This is a genomic window from Enterococcus sp. HY326 (assembly GCF_026157065.1).
Taxonomy (GTDB): Bacteria; Bacillota; Bacilli; order Lactobacillales; family Enterococcaceae; genus HY326.
In genome coordinates this window covers 144,735-163,667 of record NZ_JANLGQ010000004.1, presented here as the reverse complement: position 1 = coordinate 163,667, position 18,933 = coordinate 144,735, and the positions used below count along the sequence as shown (strand labels likewise).

The following is an 18,933-nucleotide window of genomic DNA, read 5'->3' as shown; positions in this document are numbered from 1 at the left end:
TATCCAACAAGGGTTTAGCCTAATAAATCAACTGTTTATTCTTCTTCAGTCATAAAAGTATTGAACACTTCTTCAATCATATCCCACTCTGCGTCGGTCTCGATTGGTTCCAGTTCGCCTTCTGTGCCGTCTTCGTTTTCGATGTAAGCATAAGCTTGTAATTCTACTTCTTCGTCCTCTGGTGAGCCGGCTGGATAAAGCAACACATAGTTGCGACCAAATTCTTCTTGACCGTCCACAGTTAACAGAATTTCATAAAGGGTTTCATTGCCTTCATCGTCTACTAAAGTAATATGTTCATGTCCTTCATGGTTGTGATCGTGGTGATGATGATCATGGTCATGATGATGGTGATGTTCTGTCATTGGAATTCCTCTTTTCTAAAAATTATAGTTGATGACTGTGGCTATCGAGATAATTTTGCAAAATCATGACAGAGGCCAGCTTATCGATTACTTTTTTGCGTTTTGCGCGGGAAGCATTTGCTTCTTCCACGAGCATCCGCTCAGCCTGTACCGTTGTCAAGCGTTCGTCTTGATAGTCCACTGGTAAATCAAATAATGCTTTGATTTTTTCACCATAAGCCATGGAAGCTTCTGCTCTAGGTCCGATGGTGTTATTCATATTTTTCGGCAGACCGACGACAAATTTTGTCACCTCGTACTCTGCCACTAGCTCTTTTAACCGCTCAAAGCCGAAATTTTCCTCATCTTCATTGATGCGGATAATTTCCACCCCTTGCGCAGTCCAGCCTAACGGATCACTGACTGACACGCCGACTGTTCTTGAGCCGACATCTAAACCCATCAGCCGCATTAGAATTTAATCCCATTTTCAGCGAGGTAATGTTTAACCAGAACCTCCATAATTTCATCCCGCTCATGCCGGCGAATTAAGTTGCGGGCATCACGATAACGGGGAATGTAAGCCGGGTCTCCTGACAGCAAATAGCCGACAATTTGATTAATTGGATTGTACCCTTTTTCCTCTAATGCATGATAGACAATCGCCAATGTTTCACTGACAGCTTTTTTATGATTGTCATCAAAATCAAAACGAACTGTTTCATCTGTAAAACCCATCTTCAACACCTCTTTTTCCTTCTGGGATTTCCTTCTTTTCAAATAACATTTTACTAGACTTAAGCATAAACTACAAATTAAATAATTCTTACATTTGCTTTGAATCATCTTTTGATAAACAAAAGTAGACCTTAGCACAAGAAATAAAAATAACTAGTGTACGCTTTAAAATCTGCAACAGAAAAAGACTCCAACAAGTAACATATCCACAGATAATTTTTTTCATGAATTATCTATCAATAAAATACCTTTTGAAGTCTCTTTTTTTAAACTGCAACTGCCGGATAAACAACTTTAGTGCCAGCATAATCAATAGCGTTACTGATGTGGACCAAGCCAACGCCATTTTCTAAAGCTTTTTTGGCACTTTCCAATTTAGGAATCATGCCGCCCGTGATTACTTTGGCTGATTTCAAATTGTCTAATTGATCCGCCTGCACCTCAGACAGCCACTGGTTTTCCTGTTTTATCCCAGGGACATCTGTCAATAGAAATAATTCCTCTGCCTGTAAAGCGCTGGCCACTTTGCAGGCAACATCATCTGCATTGATATTTAACCATTGACCTTCACTTGTGATTCCTAAAGGTGCAATAATTGGAATATGTTTCTTTTCCAACAACACTTCAATCAACTCAGTATTGATTTCCTCAACCTGACCGACAAAACCTAAAGAATTTTGATCGATAATCGAGCCTTGAATTAGTTGGTCACAGCCGGCATTTAAGCCAATTGGCGTTAAGTCAGCCTTTTGAAACGTGGTGGTAATCATCGGCTGAACCCTGCCTAAAAGAACCATCCGAGTAATTTCCAACGTTTCAGCTGTGGTTACCCGCAGCCCATTTTTAATTTCCACCGGAATATTCAACGTCCCCATCATTTCAGAAATATAATGGCCGCCGCCATGAACAATTACCAATTGTTTTCCTTGGGCCTGCCATTTACGAATTTGAGTGAAAAATTCCGGTGTTAAATTATCTGAGGCTACGCCCCCCATTTTAATTACAATTGTTCCAGCCATGTCAGCCAGCTCCTTTTTAACCAATTTATTTTTCATGAAATTATTTGAATGTGTTTAATTTTTTACGTTGAATACAAGGCGTTAATTTTGACGTAATCATAAGTTAAGTCACAGCCCCAAGCCTTACCACAGGCTTGGCCTTCAGCCAATGACATGCTGATAGGAACGACTTTATCGGCTAATTTTTCAGCCATCAGCTCTTCATCAAATTGAACCGCCATCCCTGCTTCAAAAACAGGAATTCCTGCTAGAGCTATCGTGACTTTTTCAAAATCAAAATCAACGCCAGCATAACCGCCGGCACAGAGAATGCGACCCCAGTTAGGATCTTTACCGAAGACTGCCGATTTTAATAAATCCGAACCAACAATAGATTTCGCAACCATCCGAGCTGCCAACGGGTCTTTTGCTTCAGTGACTTCTACTTCGATTAATTTCGTAGCGCCCTCGCCGTCTTGGGCAATTTTTTTGGCCAACGTTTCTAATACAAAATGCAAGTCCGCTTTAAACAGCGCAAACGCTTCGCTGTCTTTTAAAATCGGCTTGGTTTGTGCCAAACCGTTTGCGATAACTAGAACTGTGTCATTTGTCGAGGTATCGCCATCAACGGTAATTTGGTTAAAGGTGACATCTGTTAATTCTTTTAAAATTTCCTGCAGCAGTTCTGCTGAAATATTGGCATCTGTCGTAACATAGCCCAGCATCGTCGCCATATTAGGATGAATCATCCCTGAGCCTTTAGCGACACCAGCGAGGGTAATTTTCTCCCCAGCGATTTCCTCAGTTACCACGATTTCTTTTGTCACCGTGTCTGTCGTCAAAATTGCTTCATGAAAATGATACGCGTTGCCGTCTTTTGCTAAACTGCTAATTCCTGTCACAAGCGTTTCTAGAGGCATCGCTTGACCAATAATGCCAGTCGAAGAAACTGCCACCAACTCAGTAGGAATCGCTAACTTTTCGGCAACCTGTTCAGCCATTTTTTTTACAGCCACATGGCCAGCTGGTCCAGTACAAGCATTGGCATTTCCCGAATTCACCACGACTGCTTGTACTTTGCCATTCTTGACAATTTCTTTGTCCCATTTGATAGGAGCTGCCTGAACTTTATTAGTGGTAAAAACTCCAGCCACCGCTGCCGGCACCTCTGAATAAAACCAACCGATATCTTTTTTCTCTTTTTTCAATCCGCAGTGCTGTCCATCTGCATAAAAGCCAAGAGGAGCTGCGATGGTCCCTGAAATGATTTCCATAACCTTACCTTCGTTTCTTTTTATTGATTAAGGGAAAATAGGAACAGCCAACAAGCCGCTGGTCTCATCAATTCCCGCCCATTTATTAAAATTTTGCAGCGCTAACCCCGCAGCGCCCTTTACTAAATTATCAATCACAGTGACCAGTGTCAGATAATTATTTTCTGGATTGATGACATAGCCAATGTCACAAAAATTTGATCCCACGACCTGCTTAATTTGAGGCAGCTGATTTTCCTCCTGCATCCGCACAAACGGTTTGTCATCATAATAAGCAAAAGCTTCAGCTACTTGCTCTTTTGTGGTCCCTGCTTTTAATTTGACATAAGAGGAAACTAAAATTCCTCTCGTAATAGGGATTAAGCTTGTCGTAAACTGGAGTGTTGTTAACTCTTGATCAAATTGTTTGAGATGGGCCACGATTTCTGGAATGTGCTGATGCTGATTGACCTTGTACATGCTCATATTTTCCTGCACATTAACAAAGTGACTAGCCTCCGTCAGCTTCTTACCGGCTCCTGATAAGCCAGACTTTGCATCAATCACAATCGAATCTAAATCAATCAAATGATTTTTGATTAATGGCGATAATGTCAGTTCAGTGGCTGTCGCATAGCAGCCAGGATTTGAAATCAAATTTCCAACCGGCTTGTCATAAAATTCCGGTACTGCATAAAAAGCTTTTTCCAAAATCTCTGCAGTAGCCGGCTCTTTTTGATACCACTTTTGATAGTCCGCTGGATTTTTTAAACGCAAATCACCCGACAAGTCAATCACCGGAAAATCAGCTTCTAGAAAAGCGGCAACATTTTCTTTACTAATGCCCGCTGGTGTTGCAAAAAAGACAAGTTCATTTTTTGACATTATTTTTTTAGCATCAAAAGCCTCCACTGGTTGATGCACTAAGCCTTTTAAATGAGGATAAAGCTCAGCAATATCATTTTTATGCATTGTGCCACTGCATAAAGTTCCAATTTCTAAATGAGGATGACCTTGAATCAAGCGGATCAACTCAATTCCTGTATAACCTGTAACTCCAACAATTGCCGCCTTCATTCAATCACCTCGTCTTTTAATAACTCTGATTATAGAAAATATTTTTATGCATGTCAATGATTTTTTATTAGTTTTTATTGTAAATTCTCAATTTTTTATTCAAAAAGAATTCAAAAAGAGAAACTGCGGGAACTGCTTGGTCAAAAAGAAACTCTTTCAATGAAGAGTTTCGGCAAACATTTAAAACTTTTATTTTAAAAAGTTTCGCCAGTGATTGCCTTACTACCAAGCTTTATCCCACAGTTCTATTTTAATTTGATTTGGTTAAAACGTTTTGAATGAGTCCTGTCGCCTGTTTAATTTCCGCTTCAGTCACGGTCAATGAGGGCAATAGTCGCAAAACATTTTGGCCGGCCCGCAAAGTCAGCAGTCCTTGCTCTTGTAATTCTTGGATAATCTCCTTGACAGAAAATTCGTCGGCAATCACCAGTCCCACCATCAAGCCTTTGCCGCGGATTTCCACAATTTTATCTGATTCAATTTTTTGAAGCTCGTTAAAAAGTAAAGCGGATTTTTGCTGAACAGCTGTAAGAAAATTTTTCTCCTGCATAATATCTAACACGGCATTGGCGGCTGCCATGGCTAATTTATTGCCGCCAAAGGTTGAGCCGTGGCTTCCAGGACCAAAGGCTGCTCCAAGTTTGCTTTTACCAAGCATGGCGCCAACAGGAATCCCATTACCTAAGCCCTTTGCCAGAGTAATTATATCTGGTTCGATGTGAAATTGCTCAAAGGCAAAGAGACTACCAGTCCGCCCCATGCCGGTTTGAACCTCATCGACGATTAGCAACGAATTATTTTTTTGACAGAGAACGGCCAATTGTTGCAGCCATGCTTCATCCGCCGGTAAAACACCGCCTTCCCCTTGAATTACTTCCAGCATTACAGCCGCTGTATTGTCATCCAAAACTTTTTCCAGTTCTCCCATTTGATTATACGGAAGATAAATAAAATCTGGCACAATCGGACCAAAGCCTTCTTGAATACTAGCTTGACCAGTTGCACTCAGCGCCCCATAAGTTCTTCCGTGAAAGGAATCGATAAACGTAATAATTTTGCTGCGACCTGTAGCTTTGCGGGCCAGTTTAATCGCCGCTTCATTCGCTTCAGCGCCACTATTGCAAAAAAAGGCCAAATAATCTTGCTTACCGATTAATTTTTCAGCGACCGTTTCCTGCAGCTGACTTTGATATAAATTGGGCATATGCCACAAGATTTCATTTTGCTGCTGCAAAGCTGCTACCAACTGGGGATGACCATAGCCTACATTCATTACACCGATGCCGCTGGTAAAATCTAAAAATTCACGACCTTGATCATCTTTTACAACCGAACCTTGTCCTGAAATAATTTCAAATGCCTGCCGTCCATAATTATTGAATAATTTACTCATATTTACGCCTCTTTTTTGTAGTTTTCAAAAGTATAACCAATCATTTTATGCATGTCAAAGAATATTTATGTAAAAATGAATTGGTTTTGAAATGAATATTCAAAAAAAAGTTTTAAACAATAATTTTCAATTTCCATCTTTTACATGTTGGTAAAAAAAATTTTTTAGCAGAAAAAAGTCCTTAATTAGAATCATTTTTCGTTATCATGTAATCCATTTATCCCCGAGAACAAGATTTTGTACTAAGAAAGCCTTACATTTAATTGTTATGTATTCTTGCTTTCAAAAAACACTTGAATTTCGAATTGAAATGAAAATTCGATTGATTGTATAAGTATACTTTGCTCACTATACTAAAGATACAGGGGGGAAATAATTATGACAAAATATGAAGAAATTGCAGCCGCTATTCGCGAAAGAATTCGTTCAGGCAGTTATCCGCCAAATCAATTAATGCCAAATCAAACTGAATTTGTTGAAGAATTTAATGTGAGCCGGATGACAATAAAAAAAGCGTTGAATCTCCTAATGAACGAAGGCTTGATTAACTCGCAAAGAGGTTCAGGAACCCGCGTAATGAGTCCAGCACTCTGGGGTAATTCCACTGATTGTCTACAAAAATTTGAATATGAAAAATTGCAGCTGTCAGAAGAACAATTTGATTTATTAAATATTTCGATTTTAGATTTTGAAGTGCAGTTTCCTGATAAGGAAACACAGCAACAATTAGGCATTAGCCGTGAACAGCCTGTTTACTATCTAGAAAGATTTTCACGCTAGCCGGCAAGCCTTACGTGAAAGAAGACGTCTACATACCGGTTTCAATGGTGCCCAAATTGACCGAAGAAATTATCGAAAACTCGATTTACCGTCATTTAGTTGATACTTTGCATCTGCGTTTTGGCGGCATTTTTAAATCCGTCTACGCGGAAAATTCAACAAAAGAAGATCAAAAACTTTTAGCGGTACCTAATCGCCAAAGTATTTTGGTTACAGAACAAGTCGTTTATTTAAAAGATAGTAAACCGATTGAATATTCCATCTGCCGCAGTATTGGTAATGACCGTAGAATCACTTTTGTTGAGGCAAAAACAGCCTGAACTATTTAGTCAAAAAAAGCTCCCGCAGTCGAATAAACTGCGGGAGCTTTTTTGTGTTTTATTCAATAAGAGCTTTTAAAGACGCACAAGCTGATTTTCCAATAAAATTTTCTTATTGATTTTACAAATCACGGAGAAATAGCCATTTTTAAAAGGCCCGATAAACATATTGATTGCTCGGGGCGTTGACTTTTTCAATCGATGTCACTTGAATAGAAGGAATACTACTTTCCAGAGGTGCATAATAAGTTGTGCCGATAACTCCCTCAACAGTCACCCAATCGTTATTTTCAAAGCTGATTCCTGCTGGCAAATTACTCAATAGACCAAAAACACCCGAATCAGCAACACAGTGAATCACACCAAAGCGAAAGGCAAATATTTGATTGGCTTCACCCTGTGGCGCTTGAAAAACAAAACCGGTGTATTTAATAGTTTTTCCTTGAAAGATACTGGGATAATTATAGATGATTTCCATAATTTCCAAGTAGTTATCATCAGTGACTTTAATTGTGTTATCTGTTTCATATTTGCTTAATAAAGTTTCCATCATAGAGTTGTAATCTGAATCATTGTAATAAATGCTCGTGTCCGGCCGCAAGTATTGGGTATTCATCTCTGGATCGCCGACAGACTCTTCACTGATGGGAAAGGTAATCCCCTTCGCTTCCACAATCGTTGCATCTAAACTAGCCGTTGGAAAAACAGTTGCTACCAGTAGTGGGATTATTAATAAGCCATAGGAACTTAATTTTTGATACCATTTATTCAAATGATGATCATGGTCTAGCTCCTCTTCATGCTGGTGAGACTGTTCCGTTTTGCCAGTCATCCACAGATACAATTGAACGAGAGCCAAGACGAGAGCTAAAATCATCGAAAGTATTGCTAAATATTGGTAATGAATATTGATGTATTGATCTAATTTTCCCGTGACCATCAGATACATCATCACTTCAAAATAACCAGATAAAATTAAAAAACGCAGCACAATTGCTCCCCCTTTAAATGACTAAACCGTAAATCAAAACAGTCACCGTAATGATGGCGACTAACTGTAAAATAAATTTTGTTGAAAAATAGCGTTTCATCATCAATAAATTTTTTATATCCACCATTGGACCGAAAACTAGAAAAGCTACGACTGGAGCGGAACCAAATAAGCTGAGCAGTGATGAGCCGATAAAAGCATCAGCTTCTGAACACAAAGACATAGTGAAGGCTAGAACCATCATCACCAAAATCGCCAAAAAAGTATTTGAGCCCAGTGTCAGCATGGCCCCGGTCGGCAAATAGGTTTGCATGGCCGACGCAATTAAACCACCAATCATCAAGTAACGACCGGTGTCAAAAAATTCATCAATAGCATGAACCAAGACATTGCCCACCTGTGATAGAAAACCTTGCTTTTCATTCCCATGGTGATGATGTTCTTTTTCATGAGAGTCCTTAACTATTTTCTCTTCAACGCTACTATCTTCCAGAACAGCTTCTGAAAAGCTGGTAGCTGTAAAGTTCGCATTTGCAATAACTTGATTAGCGCCTGCTACTACTGTCTCAGGAATTTTCGACAAATGATGCTGACTGAAGGCTTCGTTCAAACGGGTTTTCAGCACTTGTTCTTTACATAAATAAGCTAGCCACAGGCCTACCACAAGGGCAACAATAAAACTACCCACCATCCGCAAAATAGCGTAACGCCACGTATTACTGAAGGCGATATAAGTTGAAAATATAACGACTGGATTAATAATTGGGGCTGTCAGCATAAAAGCAAACGCCGTGTAGACAGGTACATCTTTTTTTACAAATTGATGAACAATCGGCACAATACCACACTCGCAGGAGGGAAAGAAAAAGCCCATACAGGAACCGAATAGAATGGAGAGAATTTTATTTTTCGGTAAAAAACGTTTAACTCTGGCAGGTGTTAAAAAAACCTGCAATGCACCGGAGATAATACAGCCTAATAAAACAAAAGGCAGAGCTTCAATAACAATTGAAAGAAAGATTGTACTCATTTGTAAAACTGAGCTGGGTAAAAAATCAAACATAGAATCCAAACCTCCTGTAAATTCTTTTCAAGAATACGCCTCTTAGAAAAAAACTACAAGATTTTTTTCGATTTTTAATTTGTCCTTAGAAAACGAAATGTTGTCCTGCAAGCATTTTATTGGTATTTTTGATAAACCCGACTAAAATAAAGGTAAGAAGTCAAACTTGAGGTGGTCAAATGGAAAAATATTCAGATATTGCAGCAATCCAAAGCGCATTACAAGAGCCAGTCAGCATTTTATATATTTCGATGCCTGATTGCAGCGTTTGCGTAGCGGTCAAGCCCCGTTTGGAAAAATTGGCGCAGGATTTAGCAGTCCCGCTATATCATCTGGATGCCTTTGAGGTGCCGGAAGTTGCTGGTGAATTTCAGGTGATGACGGCTCCGGCGGTATTGGTTTTTTCAAAGGGAAAAGAATTGCAACGACAAGCTCGTTTTATCAATTTTGAAAAAATCAGCAGCTTAGTTGAAGATTTACAAGCGAGCGACACGAGTGTTGACTATGAAACCTTATTTAAATAATGGTCGTCAAAAAGAGCCGAATTATCGAATCACTGGTGAGTAAGATCCAGTGAAAAGATAATTCAGCTCTTTTTTAAGCTTTTTCTTCTGGTGTAGCAGAATTATTATTGTGCAGGAAGTAAATCAATGTTTGCAATTCGTTCGTCAAATCAACATTTTGAATTAAAACATCCTTTGGTGCTGATAAACGAGCAGCAGTAAAGTTTAGCACGCCTTTAACCCCAGCTTCTCCAAGCTGCTTGACTACCTCTTGGGCTCTGGCAGCCGGCAAGGTTAAAATTGCCACCTCAATTTGCTGAACACGAATCTGCTCCAGCATATCCTCCATTGGGTAAACGGGAATACCATCGACAATTCTGCCGATAATTTCTTCATTAACATCAAAGGCACAGCTGATACGAATGCTGTTGCTTTGGTGAAATTTATATTTTAATAAAGCTGAACCTAAATTTCCGACACCGACCAAAGCAACATTGGTCAATTGGTCATCGTTTAAAGTTTTAGCAAAGAAATTCATCAAGCTTTCCACGTCATAGCCATAACCTCTTTTGCCTAATTCCCCAAAATAAGAAAAGTCACGGCGAATCGTAGCGCTATCCACTTGGACTGCTTCACTTAGTTCGGTTGATGAAACTTTTGTTTTGCCGGCGTTGTTTAAAATTCTTAAGTAACGGTAATATAGCGGCAAACGTTTGACCGTCGCCTTGGGAATTACATGATCTTTCATAATTATCCTCCTTGTTCATCCACATGAAACTGTTTATCGTAATTTTTAGCTGAACTGGCTAGCTTTTCGCTGATGTAGTATTTCAAACCTTTTGAATAAAATGCTTTCACAAAACTTTACTACCCTTGCACCTGTCAATCTAAAAAATTCTTTCACAAATAGTGACAGCCTAATAATAGCAGTAACCATCAGGAAAAAGCAATAAATTAGCTTAACTTTGTGATAATTTTAGAATTAGTTCACAAGGTCGCTGATTCAAGTAAAATATGATACACTATGTTCAGCAAATTTACTGTAGAAAGAGGATTCATATGCTGTTATTACAGGCAAATCAAGTGGCTCGCTACTTCGGTGCGGAGTCGCTTTTTGAAAATATCCAAATGGAAGTCAGCTCTAATTCTAGAATTGGTTTGGTAGGTCGTAACGGTGCCGGCAAATCGACCCTGTTAAAAATAATTGCCGGTATTGAGGCACCGGATGCCGGCAATATCACGAAAGTCAAGGGGACGACTCTTGGCTATTTGGCTCAAGATACCGGTCTTGCTTCAAAAGATTCCGTCTGGGAGGAAATGCTGAAGGCCTTTGAAAAGGTTCGTCAAATGGAGGCCCGCATGAGGGAATTGGAAGTAATCATTTCAACAAGCACTCCTGAAGGCACGCAGTACGAAAGTGTCTTAAAGGAATATGATCGACTGCAGCATGATTTTTCTGATTTAAACGGCTATGGTTATGAAAACGAAATCCGCTCCGTCCTTCATGGCTTTAATTTTGATGAAACTTTTTATCAACAATCAATCGAAACCCTATCTGGCGGTCAAAAAACTCGTTTGGCTCTAGCAAAATTACTTTTGCAGCGGCCGGATATTTTGATTTTGGATGAACCCACCAACCACTTAGATATCGAAACCCTCAGCTGGTTGGAAAATTATTTGCAGGGCTATACGGGGGCTCTCTTAATTGTCTCCCATGACCGCTACTTTTTGGATAAAGTGGTCAATGAGATTTATGAACTCTCCCGCCATAAACTGCGAAATTATAAGGGCAACTACTCCCGTTATTTAGATTTAAAAGCCGAACAGCTCGCCTCTGAGTGGAAGGCCTATGAAAAACAACAGACAGAAATTGCTAAACTTGAGGATTTTGTTGCCCGTAATCTCGTACGGGCCTCCACCACTAAAAGGGCCCAAAGCCGCCGAAAAAAATTAGAAAAAATGGATCGGATGGATCGGCCTGAAGGAGATGAAAAATCAGTTTCCTTTTTATTTGCGATTGATAAAGTCTCTGGTAATGTTGTTTTACAGGTGGAGAATGCTGCCATCGGCTATGATCAGACTATTTTATCTGACCCAATCAATCTGGACATCCGCAAACAAGAAGCCGTTGCCCTAGTGGGACCAAATGGGATTGGCAAATCAACGCTGCTGAAATCTTTAATCGGCGAGATTCCCTTTATTAAAGGGGAAGCCCACTTTGGAACAAATGTTTCTGTTGGGTATTATGACCAAGGTCAAGCCGACCTTCACAGTAATAAAACCGTTTTGGCAGAGCTGTGGGACGAACATCCCACGACTCCGGAAAAAGATATTCGTACTGTTTTAGGGGGCTTTTTATTCAGCGGAGACGATGTTGAAAAAACAATTCCTCTACTTAGCGGTGGCGAAAAAGCGCGGGTCGCTCTGGCAAAGCTTTCGATGGACAAAGAAAACTTTTTGATTCTCGATGAGCCCACCAACCATTTAGACATCGACAATAAAGAAGTTTTAGAAAATTCTTTAATCGATTATGAAGGGACGTTGTTTTTCGTTTCCCATGACCGCTATTTTATTAATCGCATCGCCACTAAAGTGATTGAGCTTTCTGAAAATGGCAGCAAAGTCTATCTAGGCGATTATGATTATTATTTAGAAAAGAAAAAAGAAGAGGAGGAATTGGCGGCACTGGCGGCGGCAGAAAATCCTGAAAAAATAGCAGTTAGCGAACCAGATACCAAAAACCAATTCTTCTTAGACAAAGAACAGCAAAAAATATTACGAAATTTAAAACGTAAAATCCAACAGGCTGAAGAGGACTTGGCGCAGCTGGATGCTAGCATTGCAAAATTACAAGCTGAGATGAATGACCCAAAATATGCCGATGATCACAGTCAGCTGATGAGTTTGAATCAAGACTTGGAATCCTTATCAGCAGAGCAGGAAGCCACCTTAGAGGAATGGGAAAACTTAAGCATAGAATTAGAAGAACTAGAAAAATAGCGGGCACTGACTTATGCGGTAGTAAAAGAAAAAGTCATACTCAATAAAACCTTGACATCTGACACTCAGTCTTCTGATTGTCAGATTTTTTTGATGACAAAAAAGTTTTTTAGTTCAGGATTTGGTAAATCCCTTAAATGCCTTTATTTGCTTGTTTAAAAAAATCAAAAGAGCCAGACAAGTAAACCTGTCCGGCTCCAAAAATTTTTTAAGTCATGCTTAGTTTGTTTCAATTAAGCCATATTTTCCATCTTTACGACGGTAAACAATGCTGGTGCCATTTGTTTCTGCGTCTTCAAAGATAAAGAAATTATGTCCTAACATATTCATTTGTAAAACCGCTTCTTCACTATCCATTGGCTTCAATGATAGGCGTTTTGTACGAACGATATCTAATTCAGAGCTTGTTTCTTCCTCACCAGATTCTTCGTTAAATAAAACAGCAGCATCCGCTGTGTTGACAGCAGTTTCGCGGGATTTACGATTGATTTTAGTCTTAAATTTGCGAATTTGCCGCTCCAATTTATCGACAACCAAATCAATACTTGCGTATAAATCTGGCGAAGTTTCCTCTGCTCGAAGAACTAGATACGGAAGTGGAATTGTTACTTCGACCTTCGCTGTCTTTTCAGTATACACCTTCAAGTTTACGTGAGCGGTAGCATCTGGAACATCAGTAAAGTATCTTTCCAATTTTCCTACCTTTTTTTCAACATAATCGCGAATAGCTTGAGTAACTTCGATATTTTCTCCACGGACATTGTATTTGAACATAACAATTTCCCCTTTCGTCTACCAATAAAGAAAAGCGTGGACCACTCACGCTCCTCTTCTTAATTCTATTATAACTTTTGTCTAATTCTTTTGCAAAATAAATCGCTATCATTTTTAATCATCTTGCCAAAGAAAAGCCGAGAATTTGTTGGGGTCCGGCTGACTGTAAAAGAACAGCTGCGTAATACATTGTTCGGCCTGTTGTGTAGACATCATCAACTAATAAAATTTTCTTTCCTTTAATTTTCTCTGGAGCAGCCTTCAGTTTAAAAGGCTGCGGCATCGCCAAACGCTCTTGGCGATTTTTCAACGATTGCGGCGCTGTCTCCCGCCGTTTTAATAATTCAGTTATGGGTATTTCAGCTGCAGTTAAAAAGCTACTAACCTGATTAAAGCCCCGCTCTTGATACCTTTTCTTAGATAGAGGTAGCGGACAAATCAGAAAATTTTCTTTGCGATATTTTTTTAAATGTCCTTCGACTTCTTTAGTGAAGGTATGGCGCAGCTGATAATTCCCCAAAATTTTGTATTCCTTCAGCCACTCACTGAAGGCTGCATCATAGACAAATAAACTTTTCTGCTGAAATTCTAGCTGAGGATAAAATGAGCGCCAAAATTGACAGTCGCCACAAAGTCCCGGCTTAGTCATTGGTTTTTGACAACCTGAACAGTTCGACACCTGCCCTTGAAAAGTAAATTTTTGACGACAAGCGTGACAAAGCTCCCATTCTTTCATTTTTTGCGGCACCAGCAATTCCCAAAAATTTAGATTGCGAATAATTTCATGATTGCAATAGCTACACTTCATCTACTAATCCCGCCTTGATACCAGCCTGATTCATTGCATTAATTTCCCGTAGCGCTTGACGCATAGCTTTGGTCATCTCATCGTAAATAAAAATAACTTCCCCCTGACTTGGCGGTCCTTTACGGTCAACCCGACCCGCAATTTGAATCAAAGCTGCTTGATTAAAAACGCGATGGTTCGCTCCTAAAACAATTACTGAGAGCTTTTCAAAGGTGACACCCCGCTCAAGAATGGTAGTTGTCAAAAGCAGTTGGTATTTATTTTCCCGCATTTCTGTGACAATTTCTTCCCGTCTTGGATGATTGCCATGGACAGTGGCTATTGCCAACTCGGGAAAATTTTTCTTTAAATGTTCGGCTAACATTTCCATCAAAGAAATGCTGGGACAAAAAAGCAGAACACGATTTTGAGACAATAATCGTTTTAAGAGCTGAGTCAATTTTTTGAGTTTTTTTCCAGAAGCACAGCGCTGCCGCCACTTATTCCACCATAATAATTTAGGGACTGGCAGTGGCCTGCGATGATAGCGGGCTGGAATTTTTTCAATCATAAAGTCATCTTTGATTTGTCGAAGTAGTTTAAGCGAAGGCGTAGCCGTCAGATAAATTAAACTGCTTTTTGGTAGGCGGCTTTGGGCTACTCCGTGGGCCAGCTGAGGATTATCTGCAAAGGGAAAGGCATCAATTTCATCGATAATTAAAACATCAAATGCTTGATAAAAACGCAGTAGCTGATGAGTCGTGCAAATGGTCAGTAGGCTATACCGATAGGTTTCCTCCGAGCTGCCGTATAAAAGTAAAATATCAATTTCTGGAAAAACAGCCTGCAGCCGAGGGTACAATTCCCGACAGACATCAACGATTGCAACCCGCTCACCGCTTTTCAAAGCGGCTGTTATCCCTTTAAACAGCATTTCTGTTTTTCCTGAACCCGTCACCGCCCACAATAATAAATTCCGTTTTTGCTTCATTGCTTTTGAAACCTGTTGAGAGCCGCTAATTTGCTGTGGCGCTAACTTTCCCGCCCATATTAGTTTAACAGCTTGCGGTATGCGAGCTGGTTCTTTTTGATGGACTAAAGCCAAGTCGGAACTAACCCGCCCCAATTGAATACAATTTGGGCAATATAAATGGCCATTAGGTAGACGAACCGCTTCTTTTGAAAAAGAGCTTCCACAGCACTGACATACCACCGTCGACTGGCTGATTTTCATGCTGTCTGAAAAAGCTAAATTAGATTTTTTGCGAATCGCTTTTCGTTGCAGCTCCCGGCGACCTTAAAATTCATTCATATAAATGCCCCCGCTATAAATTGCGCAAAAAAAATTTGATTTCATTTATCTAAAAGAAGCTTTGATAAGATTACAAAAACATTGCAACCTCCAAATATTTCTAGGGCTTTTGAAATCTAGAAGATTTATGGACTTTTTTAAAAGTAGGAGTTTCTTACAAAGGCAAGTAATCTGCAAAAATCAACAGGAAACTCTTTAATCATCGGGAAAAGTGGGAGAAAGATTTTTTTCGACTAGTAACGCAGTCATTATGAACTCATAAATTTGAAGGAGTTTTAAATCAGAAAAGAGGCTTCATAAAAAAACATTTAGGCCAATTAATTGTCAGTCTTAGAGAAAGCCGTTAGCATGAAGCTATCTTAAATGAAGGAGGAAATAATAATGAAAACATTAGATTTTATCGCTTTGGGGTTATTGATTGTTGGCGGCTTAAACTGGTTATTAGTGGGCTTGTTTGAATTTGATTTAGTTGCAGCTATTGCTGGTGGACCAGAAACAATCCTAGCAAAAATTATTTATGTGGTAGTCGGAATTTGTGCTATTTATTCTTTACGCTTCTTCCCGCTAATCTCTCGCACTGCTGAAGTCAGAGATACCACGACAATGTAAGAAAATCAACGTTACAGATAGTTCAACTGGTTGAATGTCTTTTTATGACTTGTGTCAAGTCTTCGCCAATTGGAGGATTATCAGAAAACTTAGTTTTACTTAAGCGGCCTAATATTTTTAGCAGCCGCTTTTTTTATTTTTTAAACGGTTCAAGCGTTTTATTAGCAGGCTGAGATAACTAATCAGCCAGCCGATAAAAAAGATCGTCAGCTTAAAGGTGTCTTGGCCAATCTGAAAATCGAGATCACTCCAGAAAAAATGCCAGCTCTGCCACCACCACAGTGTGTCTAGACAGAAAAAAACAACAGTTAAGGATAGTAAAAATTTTTCTAACTTGCTCCAAGAAATTTTTCTTGTGCCGATAATTAAGCCTACTACTAACAGTAGAGCCGCAAACATCACTAAACTGTTTTCTAACCAATCAAACCAACCCATATTTTCCTCCCAATAAAAAAAGCCGGGTCATTAACCTGACCCAGCTCAATCAATCACAAATTATTTTTCAATTAAAGTTAAGGCTTGTTGTAATACTTTTTCACCGTTCATCATACCGTAATCAGACATGTTGATTACTTCTAATGGAATACCTTTTGGTGCCAAACGTTTTTCGAAGTCACCCTTCATAAAACGAACTTGTGGGCCTAAAAGTAAAACATTAACATCTTTTTGCTCCAATGAAGAATCTGCTTCAGAAGCTGATACAGCAAAGATATCTGCATCTACGCCTTGTGCTTCTGCTGCTTTTTGCATTTTAGTTACTAATAAACTAGTGCTCATTCCTGCTGAACAAACTAGCATGATTGTTTTTTTTGCCATAATTAAATCCTCTTCTTTCTCTGCTTGATAGTATTAATTATACAAGTTCAAAACGAGTTGTCAACGCTTTCTGTCTGTTATCCTAAAAGTGAGCTAGATTTTACCAATTTGTTAAACACAATAAACTCTTTAGCCAAATTGACCACCACCACTTCATAGCCAGCATTTAGCCAGCCGTATGCGCCTTTTTCCGGATGAAGATAGTCGTTGGCCCACCAATCCTTATCTTTTTGAGCAGTTTGCGGCAAGCCGCTGTAAGGAAAAAGCAGTTCGTCAAACTGTGTGAAGGTCAACGTCACCTGAGAGCCGTTATTACTTTTTAAATAATGGGTCAAACCATCGTATTTCCGTGTACGCTGCTTCATCCAATCACCCGCTTTTTCTTTTATTATGCCGATTTTTTATGATAATTTCAATCATCAATTGTTCATCTGTGGTAGGTTTTTGTTATACTATCAGTAACAAACATCACTTTGAAGAAGAGGGGAAAAATGCTAGCAAATTATTTAACCATCAAAGCCGATGGTGTGGTGGAAACAGAGGTCAAAAAATCGCGTTTTCTTTGCGGACTGAAACGTGTCACCTCTGAGGAGGGAGCCAAAGAATTTATTCTCCAAATAAAAAAAGAGCATTGGAAGGCCAATCATAACTGCTCAGCCTTTGTCGTCGGTGAGCAAAGTGAGATTCAGCGGAGCTCTGACGATGGCGAACCCAGCGGTACTGCCGGTGTTCCAATGCTGGAGGTTTTGAAAAAAAATCAGCTAATTAATGTCGTCGCAGTGGTCACTCGCTATTTTGGTGGCACCAAGCTTGGGGCCGGTGGTCTAATCCGGGCTTATGCCGGGTCAGTCTCCGCTGCCTTAAAGGAAATTGGCATTGTGCAAGGGCGGCTGCAACAGGAAATTTTTGTCGACATCGAATACCCGCTCTTAGGAAAATTACAAAATTTTCTTGAATCCCAAGAAATTTATGTGGCGGACACGTTATTCACTGAGCGGGTTCAAGTTGTCTGCATGGTGGACGAGGTGGAAAAAGAAATCTTCCAAGAACAAGTGGTTGACTTGCTTAGCGGGCAAGTCAGCTTTGCGCTGGGAACAAGCCGTTATGTGGAAACATTAGTCCAATAAAAAAACTAGAAAAGTCCTCCTGAAGATTTCCTAAGAACATCGTCAGGGAGGAACCTTTTCTAGTTTTTATTTTTCTAAATAAAATTCAAAGCGGCTACCCACATATTGACTACGGACATATTCAAAAGGCCGGCCATCTTCTAAAAAGGAAACTTGTCGCAGGCGCAAAATGGCATCACCTTTTTTAATTTCTAAATAATCCGCAATTTTTTCGGAAGCTAGATGGGCCGAAATCGTTTGATTAGCACCATTAATTTTGTAGCCACCTTTACCCTCTAACGTATTGTAAAAAGAATTGGTCACTTCATCTCGACTAAAATCTGTCACTAAGTCGAGGGGAATTCCCGCCACCTCAAAACAAATCGGAACGCCATCGGCATACCGCACCCGCTCCATACGGATAATTGCATCTTGTTCCTTCAAGTCCAAATGTTTCATTTCACTGGAGCTTGGAGTTGTCTTAAAATAAGAAACAGTCCGACTAGAGGGTTCGCGATTTTGCGAGTGCATAATCTCGGTGAAACTGGTGGTGCCCGTCATTTTTTCTTGCACTTTTTCACGGGCCACATACGTTCCAGAACCGATTTTCCGTTCTAAAATCCCTTCATCTGCCAAAGTTTGAATCGCCTGTCTTAAAGTCATGCGGCTTACGCCAAAGGTGACGGAAAGCTCTCGTTCTGAAGGCAAGCGGTCGCCGACTTTCCAGTGGCCGCTTTCGATTTCTTTTTTTATTTGATCGTGTATTTGAATATATACTGGTAAATTGCCAGCCATTTTAAATTCCTCCAATACTCAGACTTTTCAGACATTCTCTAGCCCTGCTGAGTAGTATATTTGAATATATTATAACTGGTATATACCTAAACTACAAATTTTCTTGAAAAAAGACAATCAGAAAAAGACTTCAAGCAAACTGCCCTTACTTTTCGAAATATTTGGACCAGTTGTGACGCTATCGTTAGCCTTCATAAAATGGCAGCCTTTCAGCTGTTCCACTTTTTGATGTCTGGTTCAACTTCATTTCATTTTGTAAGACGTTTATTTAAAG

At 39.6% G+C, this 18,933-nt stretch carries 23 protein-coding genes; 6 read left to right on the top strand and 17 right to left on the bottom strand.

Features of this window, described 5'->3' with window-relative positions:
• Positions 1–35 precede the first annotated feature (35 nt).
• From ORH16_RS11455 to ORH16_RS11425, 7 genes are all read right to left on the bottom strand, one after another.
• Positions 36–365, bottom strand: a complete 330-nt coding sequence (locus ORH16_RS11455) for a DUF1292 domain-containing protein (protein WP_265458975.1) — start codon at positions 363–365, stop codon at positions 36–38.
• Positions 366–387: 22 nt separating this feature from the next.
• The gene (ruvX, locus tag ORH16_RS11450; RefSeq protein ID WP_265458974.1) at positions 388–816 is read right to left on the bottom strand and encodes a Holliday junction resolvase RuvX; all 429 of its coding nucleotides are present in this window, start codon (positions 814–816) and stop codon (positions 388–390) included.
• Positions 816–1,082 (bottom strand): IreB family regulatory phosphoprotein, encoded by a 267-nt coding sequence (locus tag ORH16_RS11445; RefSeq protein WP_265458973.1) that lies wholly within the window; start codon positions 1,080–1,082, stop codon positions 816–818. The genes ruvX and ORH16_RS11445 overlap by 1 nt, the downstream gene beginning before the upstream one ends.
• 266 nt (positions 1,083–1,348) lie before the next feature.
• Positions 1,349–2,101, bottom strand: a complete 753-nt coding sequence (gene argB / locus ORH16_RS11440; RefSeq protein ID WP_265458972.1) for an acetylglutamate kinase — start codon at positions 2,099–2,101, stop codon at positions 1,349–1,351.
• A 62-nt stretch (positions 2,102–2,163) separates the two neighbouring features.
• Complete coding sequence (gene argJ, locus ORH16_RS11435) at positions 2,164–3,354, bottom strand: bifunctional glutamate N-acetyltransferase/amino-acid acetyltransferase ArgJ (RefSeq protein WP_265458971.1); 1,191 nt, start codon at positions 3,352–3,354, stop codon at positions 2,164–2,166.
• Positions 3,355–3,381: 27 nt separating this feature from the next.
• Positions 3,382–4,410, bottom strand: a complete 1,029-nt coding sequence (gene argC, locus ORH16_RS11430; protein WP_265458970.1) for an N-acetyl-gamma-glutamyl-phosphate reductase — start codon at positions 4,408–4,410, stop codon at positions 3,382–3,384.
• A gap of 250 nt (positions 4,411–4,660) precedes the next feature.
• On the bottom strand, positions 4,661–5,803 hold the full coding sequence (locus tag ORH16_RS11425) for an acetylornithine transaminase (protein ID WP_265458969.1): 1,143 nt from the start codon (positions 5,801–5,803) through the stop codon (positions 4,661–4,663).
• A 378-nt stretch (positions 5,804–6,181) separates the two neighbouring features.
• Here ORH16_RS11425 and ORH16_RS11420 point away from each other — a divergent pair, with 378 nt between their 5' ends.
• Both ORH16_RS11420 and ORH16_RS11415 read left to right on the top strand, forming a co-directional pair.
• Complete coding sequence (locus tag ORH16_RS11420) at positions 6,182–6,583, top strand: GntR family transcriptional regulator (RefSeq protein ID WP_265458968.1); 402 nt, start codon at positions 6,182–6,184, stop codon at positions 6,581–6,583.
• Positions 6,584–6,597: 14 nt separating this feature from the next.
• Positions 6,598–6,903, top strand: coding sequence for a UTRA domain-containing protein (locus ORH16_RS11415; protein WP_265458967.1), 306 nt, complete (start codon positions 6,598–6,600; stop codon positions 6,901–6,903).
• A gap of 148 nt (positions 6,904–7,051) precedes the next feature.
• Here ORH16_RS11415 and ORH16_RS11410 read toward each other — a convergent pair whose 3' ends face one another.
• Positions 7,052–7,894 carry a TIGR03943 family putative permease subunit gene (locus ORH16_RS11410; RefSeq protein WP_265458966.1) on the bottom strand — a complete coding sequence of 281 codons (843 nt, stop codon included), beginning with the start codon at positions 7,892–7,894 and terminating at the stop codon, positions 7,052–7,054.
• A gap of 13 nt (positions 7,895–7,907) precedes the next feature.
• A complete protein-coding gene (locus ORH16_RS11405; RefSeq protein ID WP_265458965.1) occupies positions 7,908–8,957 on the bottom strand; it encodes a permease in 1,050 nt (349 codons plus the stop codon).
• 179 nt (positions 8,958–9,136) lie between these two features.
• Here ORH16_RS11405 and ORH16_RS11400 point away from each other — a divergent pair, with 179 nt between their 5' ends.
• Positions 9,137–9,481: a thioredoxin family protein gene (locus ORH16_RS11400; protein ID WP_265458964.1), complete on the top strand. Its 345-nt coding sequence runs from the start codon at positions 9,137–9,139 to the stop codon at positions 9,479–9,481.
• A gap of 73 nt (positions 9,482–9,554) precedes the next feature.
• Here ORH16_RS11400 and ORH16_RS11395 read toward each other — a convergent pair whose 3' ends face one another.
• Positions 9,555–10,208, bottom strand: coding sequence for a redox-sensing transcriptional repressor Rex (locus ORH16_RS11395; RefSeq protein WP_265458963.1), 654 nt, complete (start codon positions 10,206–10,208; stop codon positions 9,555–9,557).
• 311 nt (positions 10,209–10,519) lie between these two features.
• On the opposite strand from ORH16_RS11395, the gene ORH16_RS11390 reads away from it, so the two are divergent.
• Entirely contained in the window at positions 10,520–12,460 is a 1,941-nt protein-coding gene (locus ORH16_RS11390) for an ABC-F family ATP-binding cassette domain-containing protein (RefSeq protein WP_265458962.1), read from the top strand.
• Positions 12,461–12,679: 219 nt separating this feature from the next.
• Here ORH16_RS11390 and hpf read toward each other — a convergent pair whose 3' ends face one another.
• From hpf to ORH16_RS11375, 3 genes are all read right to left on the bottom strand, one after another.
• Positions 12,680–13,234, bottom strand: coding sequence for a ribosome hibernation-promoting factor, HPF/YfiA family (gene hpf / locus ORH16_RS11385; protein ID WP_265458961.1), 555 nt, complete (start codon positions 13,232–13,234; stop codon positions 12,680–12,682).
• Positions 13,235–13,352: 118 nt separating this feature from the next.
• Positions 13,353–14,042, bottom strand: a complete 690-nt coding sequence (locus ORH16_RS11380; protein ID WP_265458960.1) for a ComF family protein — start codon at positions 14,040–14,042, stop codon at positions 13,353–13,355.
• The gene (locus tag ORH16_RS11375; RefSeq protein ID WP_265458959.1) at positions 14,032–15,126 is read right to left on the bottom strand and encodes a helicase-related protein; all 1,095 of its coding nucleotides are present in this window, start codon (positions 15,124–15,126) and stop codon (positions 14,032–14,034) included. The genes ORH16_RS11380 and ORH16_RS11375 overlap by 11 nt, the downstream gene beginning before the upstream one ends.
• A 588-nt stretch (positions 15,127–15,714) precedes the next feature.
• Here ORH16_RS11375 and ORH16_RS11370 point away from each other — a divergent pair.
• A complete protein-coding gene (locus tag ORH16_RS11370; RefSeq protein ID WP_265458958.1) occupies positions 15,715–15,942 on the top strand; it encodes a DUF378 domain-containing protein in 228 nt (75 codons plus the stop codon).
• A gap of 117 nt (positions 15,943–16,059) precedes the next feature.
• Here ORH16_RS11370 and ORH16_RS11365 read toward each other — a convergent pair whose 3' ends face one another.
• The 3 genes from ORH16_RS11365 to ORH16_RS11355 form a co-directional block, all read right to left on the bottom strand.
• Complete coding sequence (locus ORH16_RS11365) at positions 16,060–16,377, bottom strand: hypothetical protein (protein WP_265458957.1); 318 nt, start codon at positions 16,375–16,377, stop codon at positions 16,060–16,062.
• Positions 16,378–16,437: 60 nt separating this feature from the next.
• Positions 16,438–16,758 (bottom strand): PTS sugar transporter subunit IIB, encoded by a 321-nt coding sequence (locus ORH16_RS11360; protein WP_265458956.1) that lies wholly within the window; start codon positions 16,756–16,758, stop codon positions 16,438–16,440.
• A 77-nt stretch (positions 16,759–16,835) separates the two neighbouring features.
• Positions 16,836–17,123 (bottom strand): hypothetical protein, encoded by a 288-nt coding sequence (locus tag ORH16_RS11355; protein ID WP_265458955.1) that lies wholly within the window; start codon positions 17,121–17,123, stop codon positions 16,836–16,838.
• Between the two features lie 126 nt (positions 17,124–17,249).
• Between ORH16_RS11355 and ORH16_RS11350 the strand changes: the two genes are divergently transcribed.
• The gene (locus ORH16_RS11350) at positions 17,250–17,885 is read left to right on the top strand and encodes a YigZ family protein (RefSeq protein WP_265458954.1); all 636 of its coding nucleotides are present in this window, start codon (positions 17,250–17,252) and stop codon (positions 17,883–17,885) included.
• 66 nt (positions 17,886–17,951) lie between these two features.
• On the opposite strand, the gene ORH16_RS11345 is transcribed toward ORH16_RS11350, so the two are convergent.
• Positions 17,952–18,659, bottom strand: a complete 708-nt coding sequence (locus tag ORH16_RS11345; protein ID WP_265458953.1) for a GntR family transcriptional regulator — start codon at positions 18,657–18,659, stop codon at positions 17,952–17,954.
• Positions 18,660–18,933 lie beyond the last annotated feature (274 nt).

Bases quoted from the DNA above. Each gene is read 5' to 3' on its own strand.
- ORH16_RS11455 (WP_265458975.1), bottom strand. From the start codon at position 365: ATGACAGAACATCACCATCATCATGACCATGATCATCATCACCACGAT.
- ruvX (WP_265458974.1), bottom strand. From the start codon at position 816: ATGCGGCTGATGGGTTTAGATGTCGGCTCAAGAACAGTCGGCGTGTCA.
- ORH16_RS11445 (WP_265458973.1), bottom strand. From the start codon at position 1,082: ATGGGTTTTACAGATGAAACAGTTCGTTTTGATTTTGATGACAATCAT.
- argB (WP_265458972.1), bottom strand. From the start codon at position 2,101: ATGGCTGGAACAATTGTAATTAAAATGGGGGGCGTAGCCTCAGATAAT.
- argJ (WP_265458971.1), bottom strand. From the start codon at position 3,354: ATGGAAATCATTTCAGGGACCATCGCAGCTCCTCTTGGCTTTTATGCA.
- argC (WP_265458970.1), bottom strand. From the start codon at position 4,410: ATGAAGGCGGCAATTGTTGGAGTTACAGGTTATACAGGAATTGAGTTG.
- ORH16_RS11425 (WP_265458969.1), bottom strand. From the start codon at position 5,803: ATGAGTAAATTATTCAATAATTATGGACGGCAGGCATTTGAAATTATT.
- ORH16_RS11420 (WP_265458968.1), top strand. From the start codon at position 6,182: ATGACAAAATATGAAGAAATTGCAGCCGCTATTCGCGAAAGAATTCGT.
- ORH16_RS11405 (WP_265458965.1), bottom strand. From the start codon at position 8,957: ATGTTTGATTTTTTACCCAGCTCAGTTTTACAAATGAGTACAATCTTT.
- ORH16_RS11400 (WP_265458964.1), top strand. From the start codon at position 9,137: ATGGAAAAATATTCAGATATTGCAGCAATCCAAAGCGCATTACAAGAG.
- ORH16_RS11395 (WP_265458963.1), bottom strand. From the start codon at position 10,208: ATGAAAGATCATGTAATTCCCAAGGCGACGGTCAAACGTTTGCCGCTA.
- ORH16_RS11390 (WP_265458962.1), top strand. From the start codon at position 10,520: ATGCTGTTATTACAGGCAAATCAAGTGGCTCGCTACTTCGGTGCGGAG.
- hpf (WP_265458961.1), bottom strand. From the start codon at position 13,234: ATGTTCAAATACAATGTCCGTGGAGAAAATATCGAAGTTACTCAAGCT.
- ORH16_RS11380 (WP_265458960.1), bottom strand. From the start codon at position 14,042: ATGAAGTGTAGCTATTGCAATCATGAAATTATTCGCAATCTAAATTTT.
- ORH16_RS11370 (WP_265458958.1), top strand. From the start codon at position 15,715: ATGAAAACATTAGATTTTATCGCTTTGGGGTTATTGATTGTTGGCGGC.
- ORH16_RS11365 (WP_265458957.1), bottom strand. From the start codon at position 16,377: ATGGGTTGGTTTGATTGGTTAGAAAACAGTTTAGTGATGTTTGCGGCT.
- ORH16_RS11360 (WP_265458956.1), bottom strand. From the start codon at position 16,758: ATGGCAAAAAAAACAATCATGCTAGTTTGTTCAGCAGGAATGAGCACT.
- ORH16_RS11355 (WP_265458955.1), bottom strand. From the start codon at position 17,123: ATGAAGCAGCGTACACGGAAATACGATGGTTTGACCCATTATTTAAAA.
- ORH16_RS11350 (WP_265458954.1), top strand. From the start codon at position 17,250: ATGCTAGCAAATTATTTAACCATCAAAGCCGATGGTGTGGTGGAAACA.
- ORH16_RS11345 (WP_265458953.1), bottom strand. From the start codon at position 18,659: ATGGCTGGCAATTTACCAGTATATATTCAAATACACGATCAAATAAAA.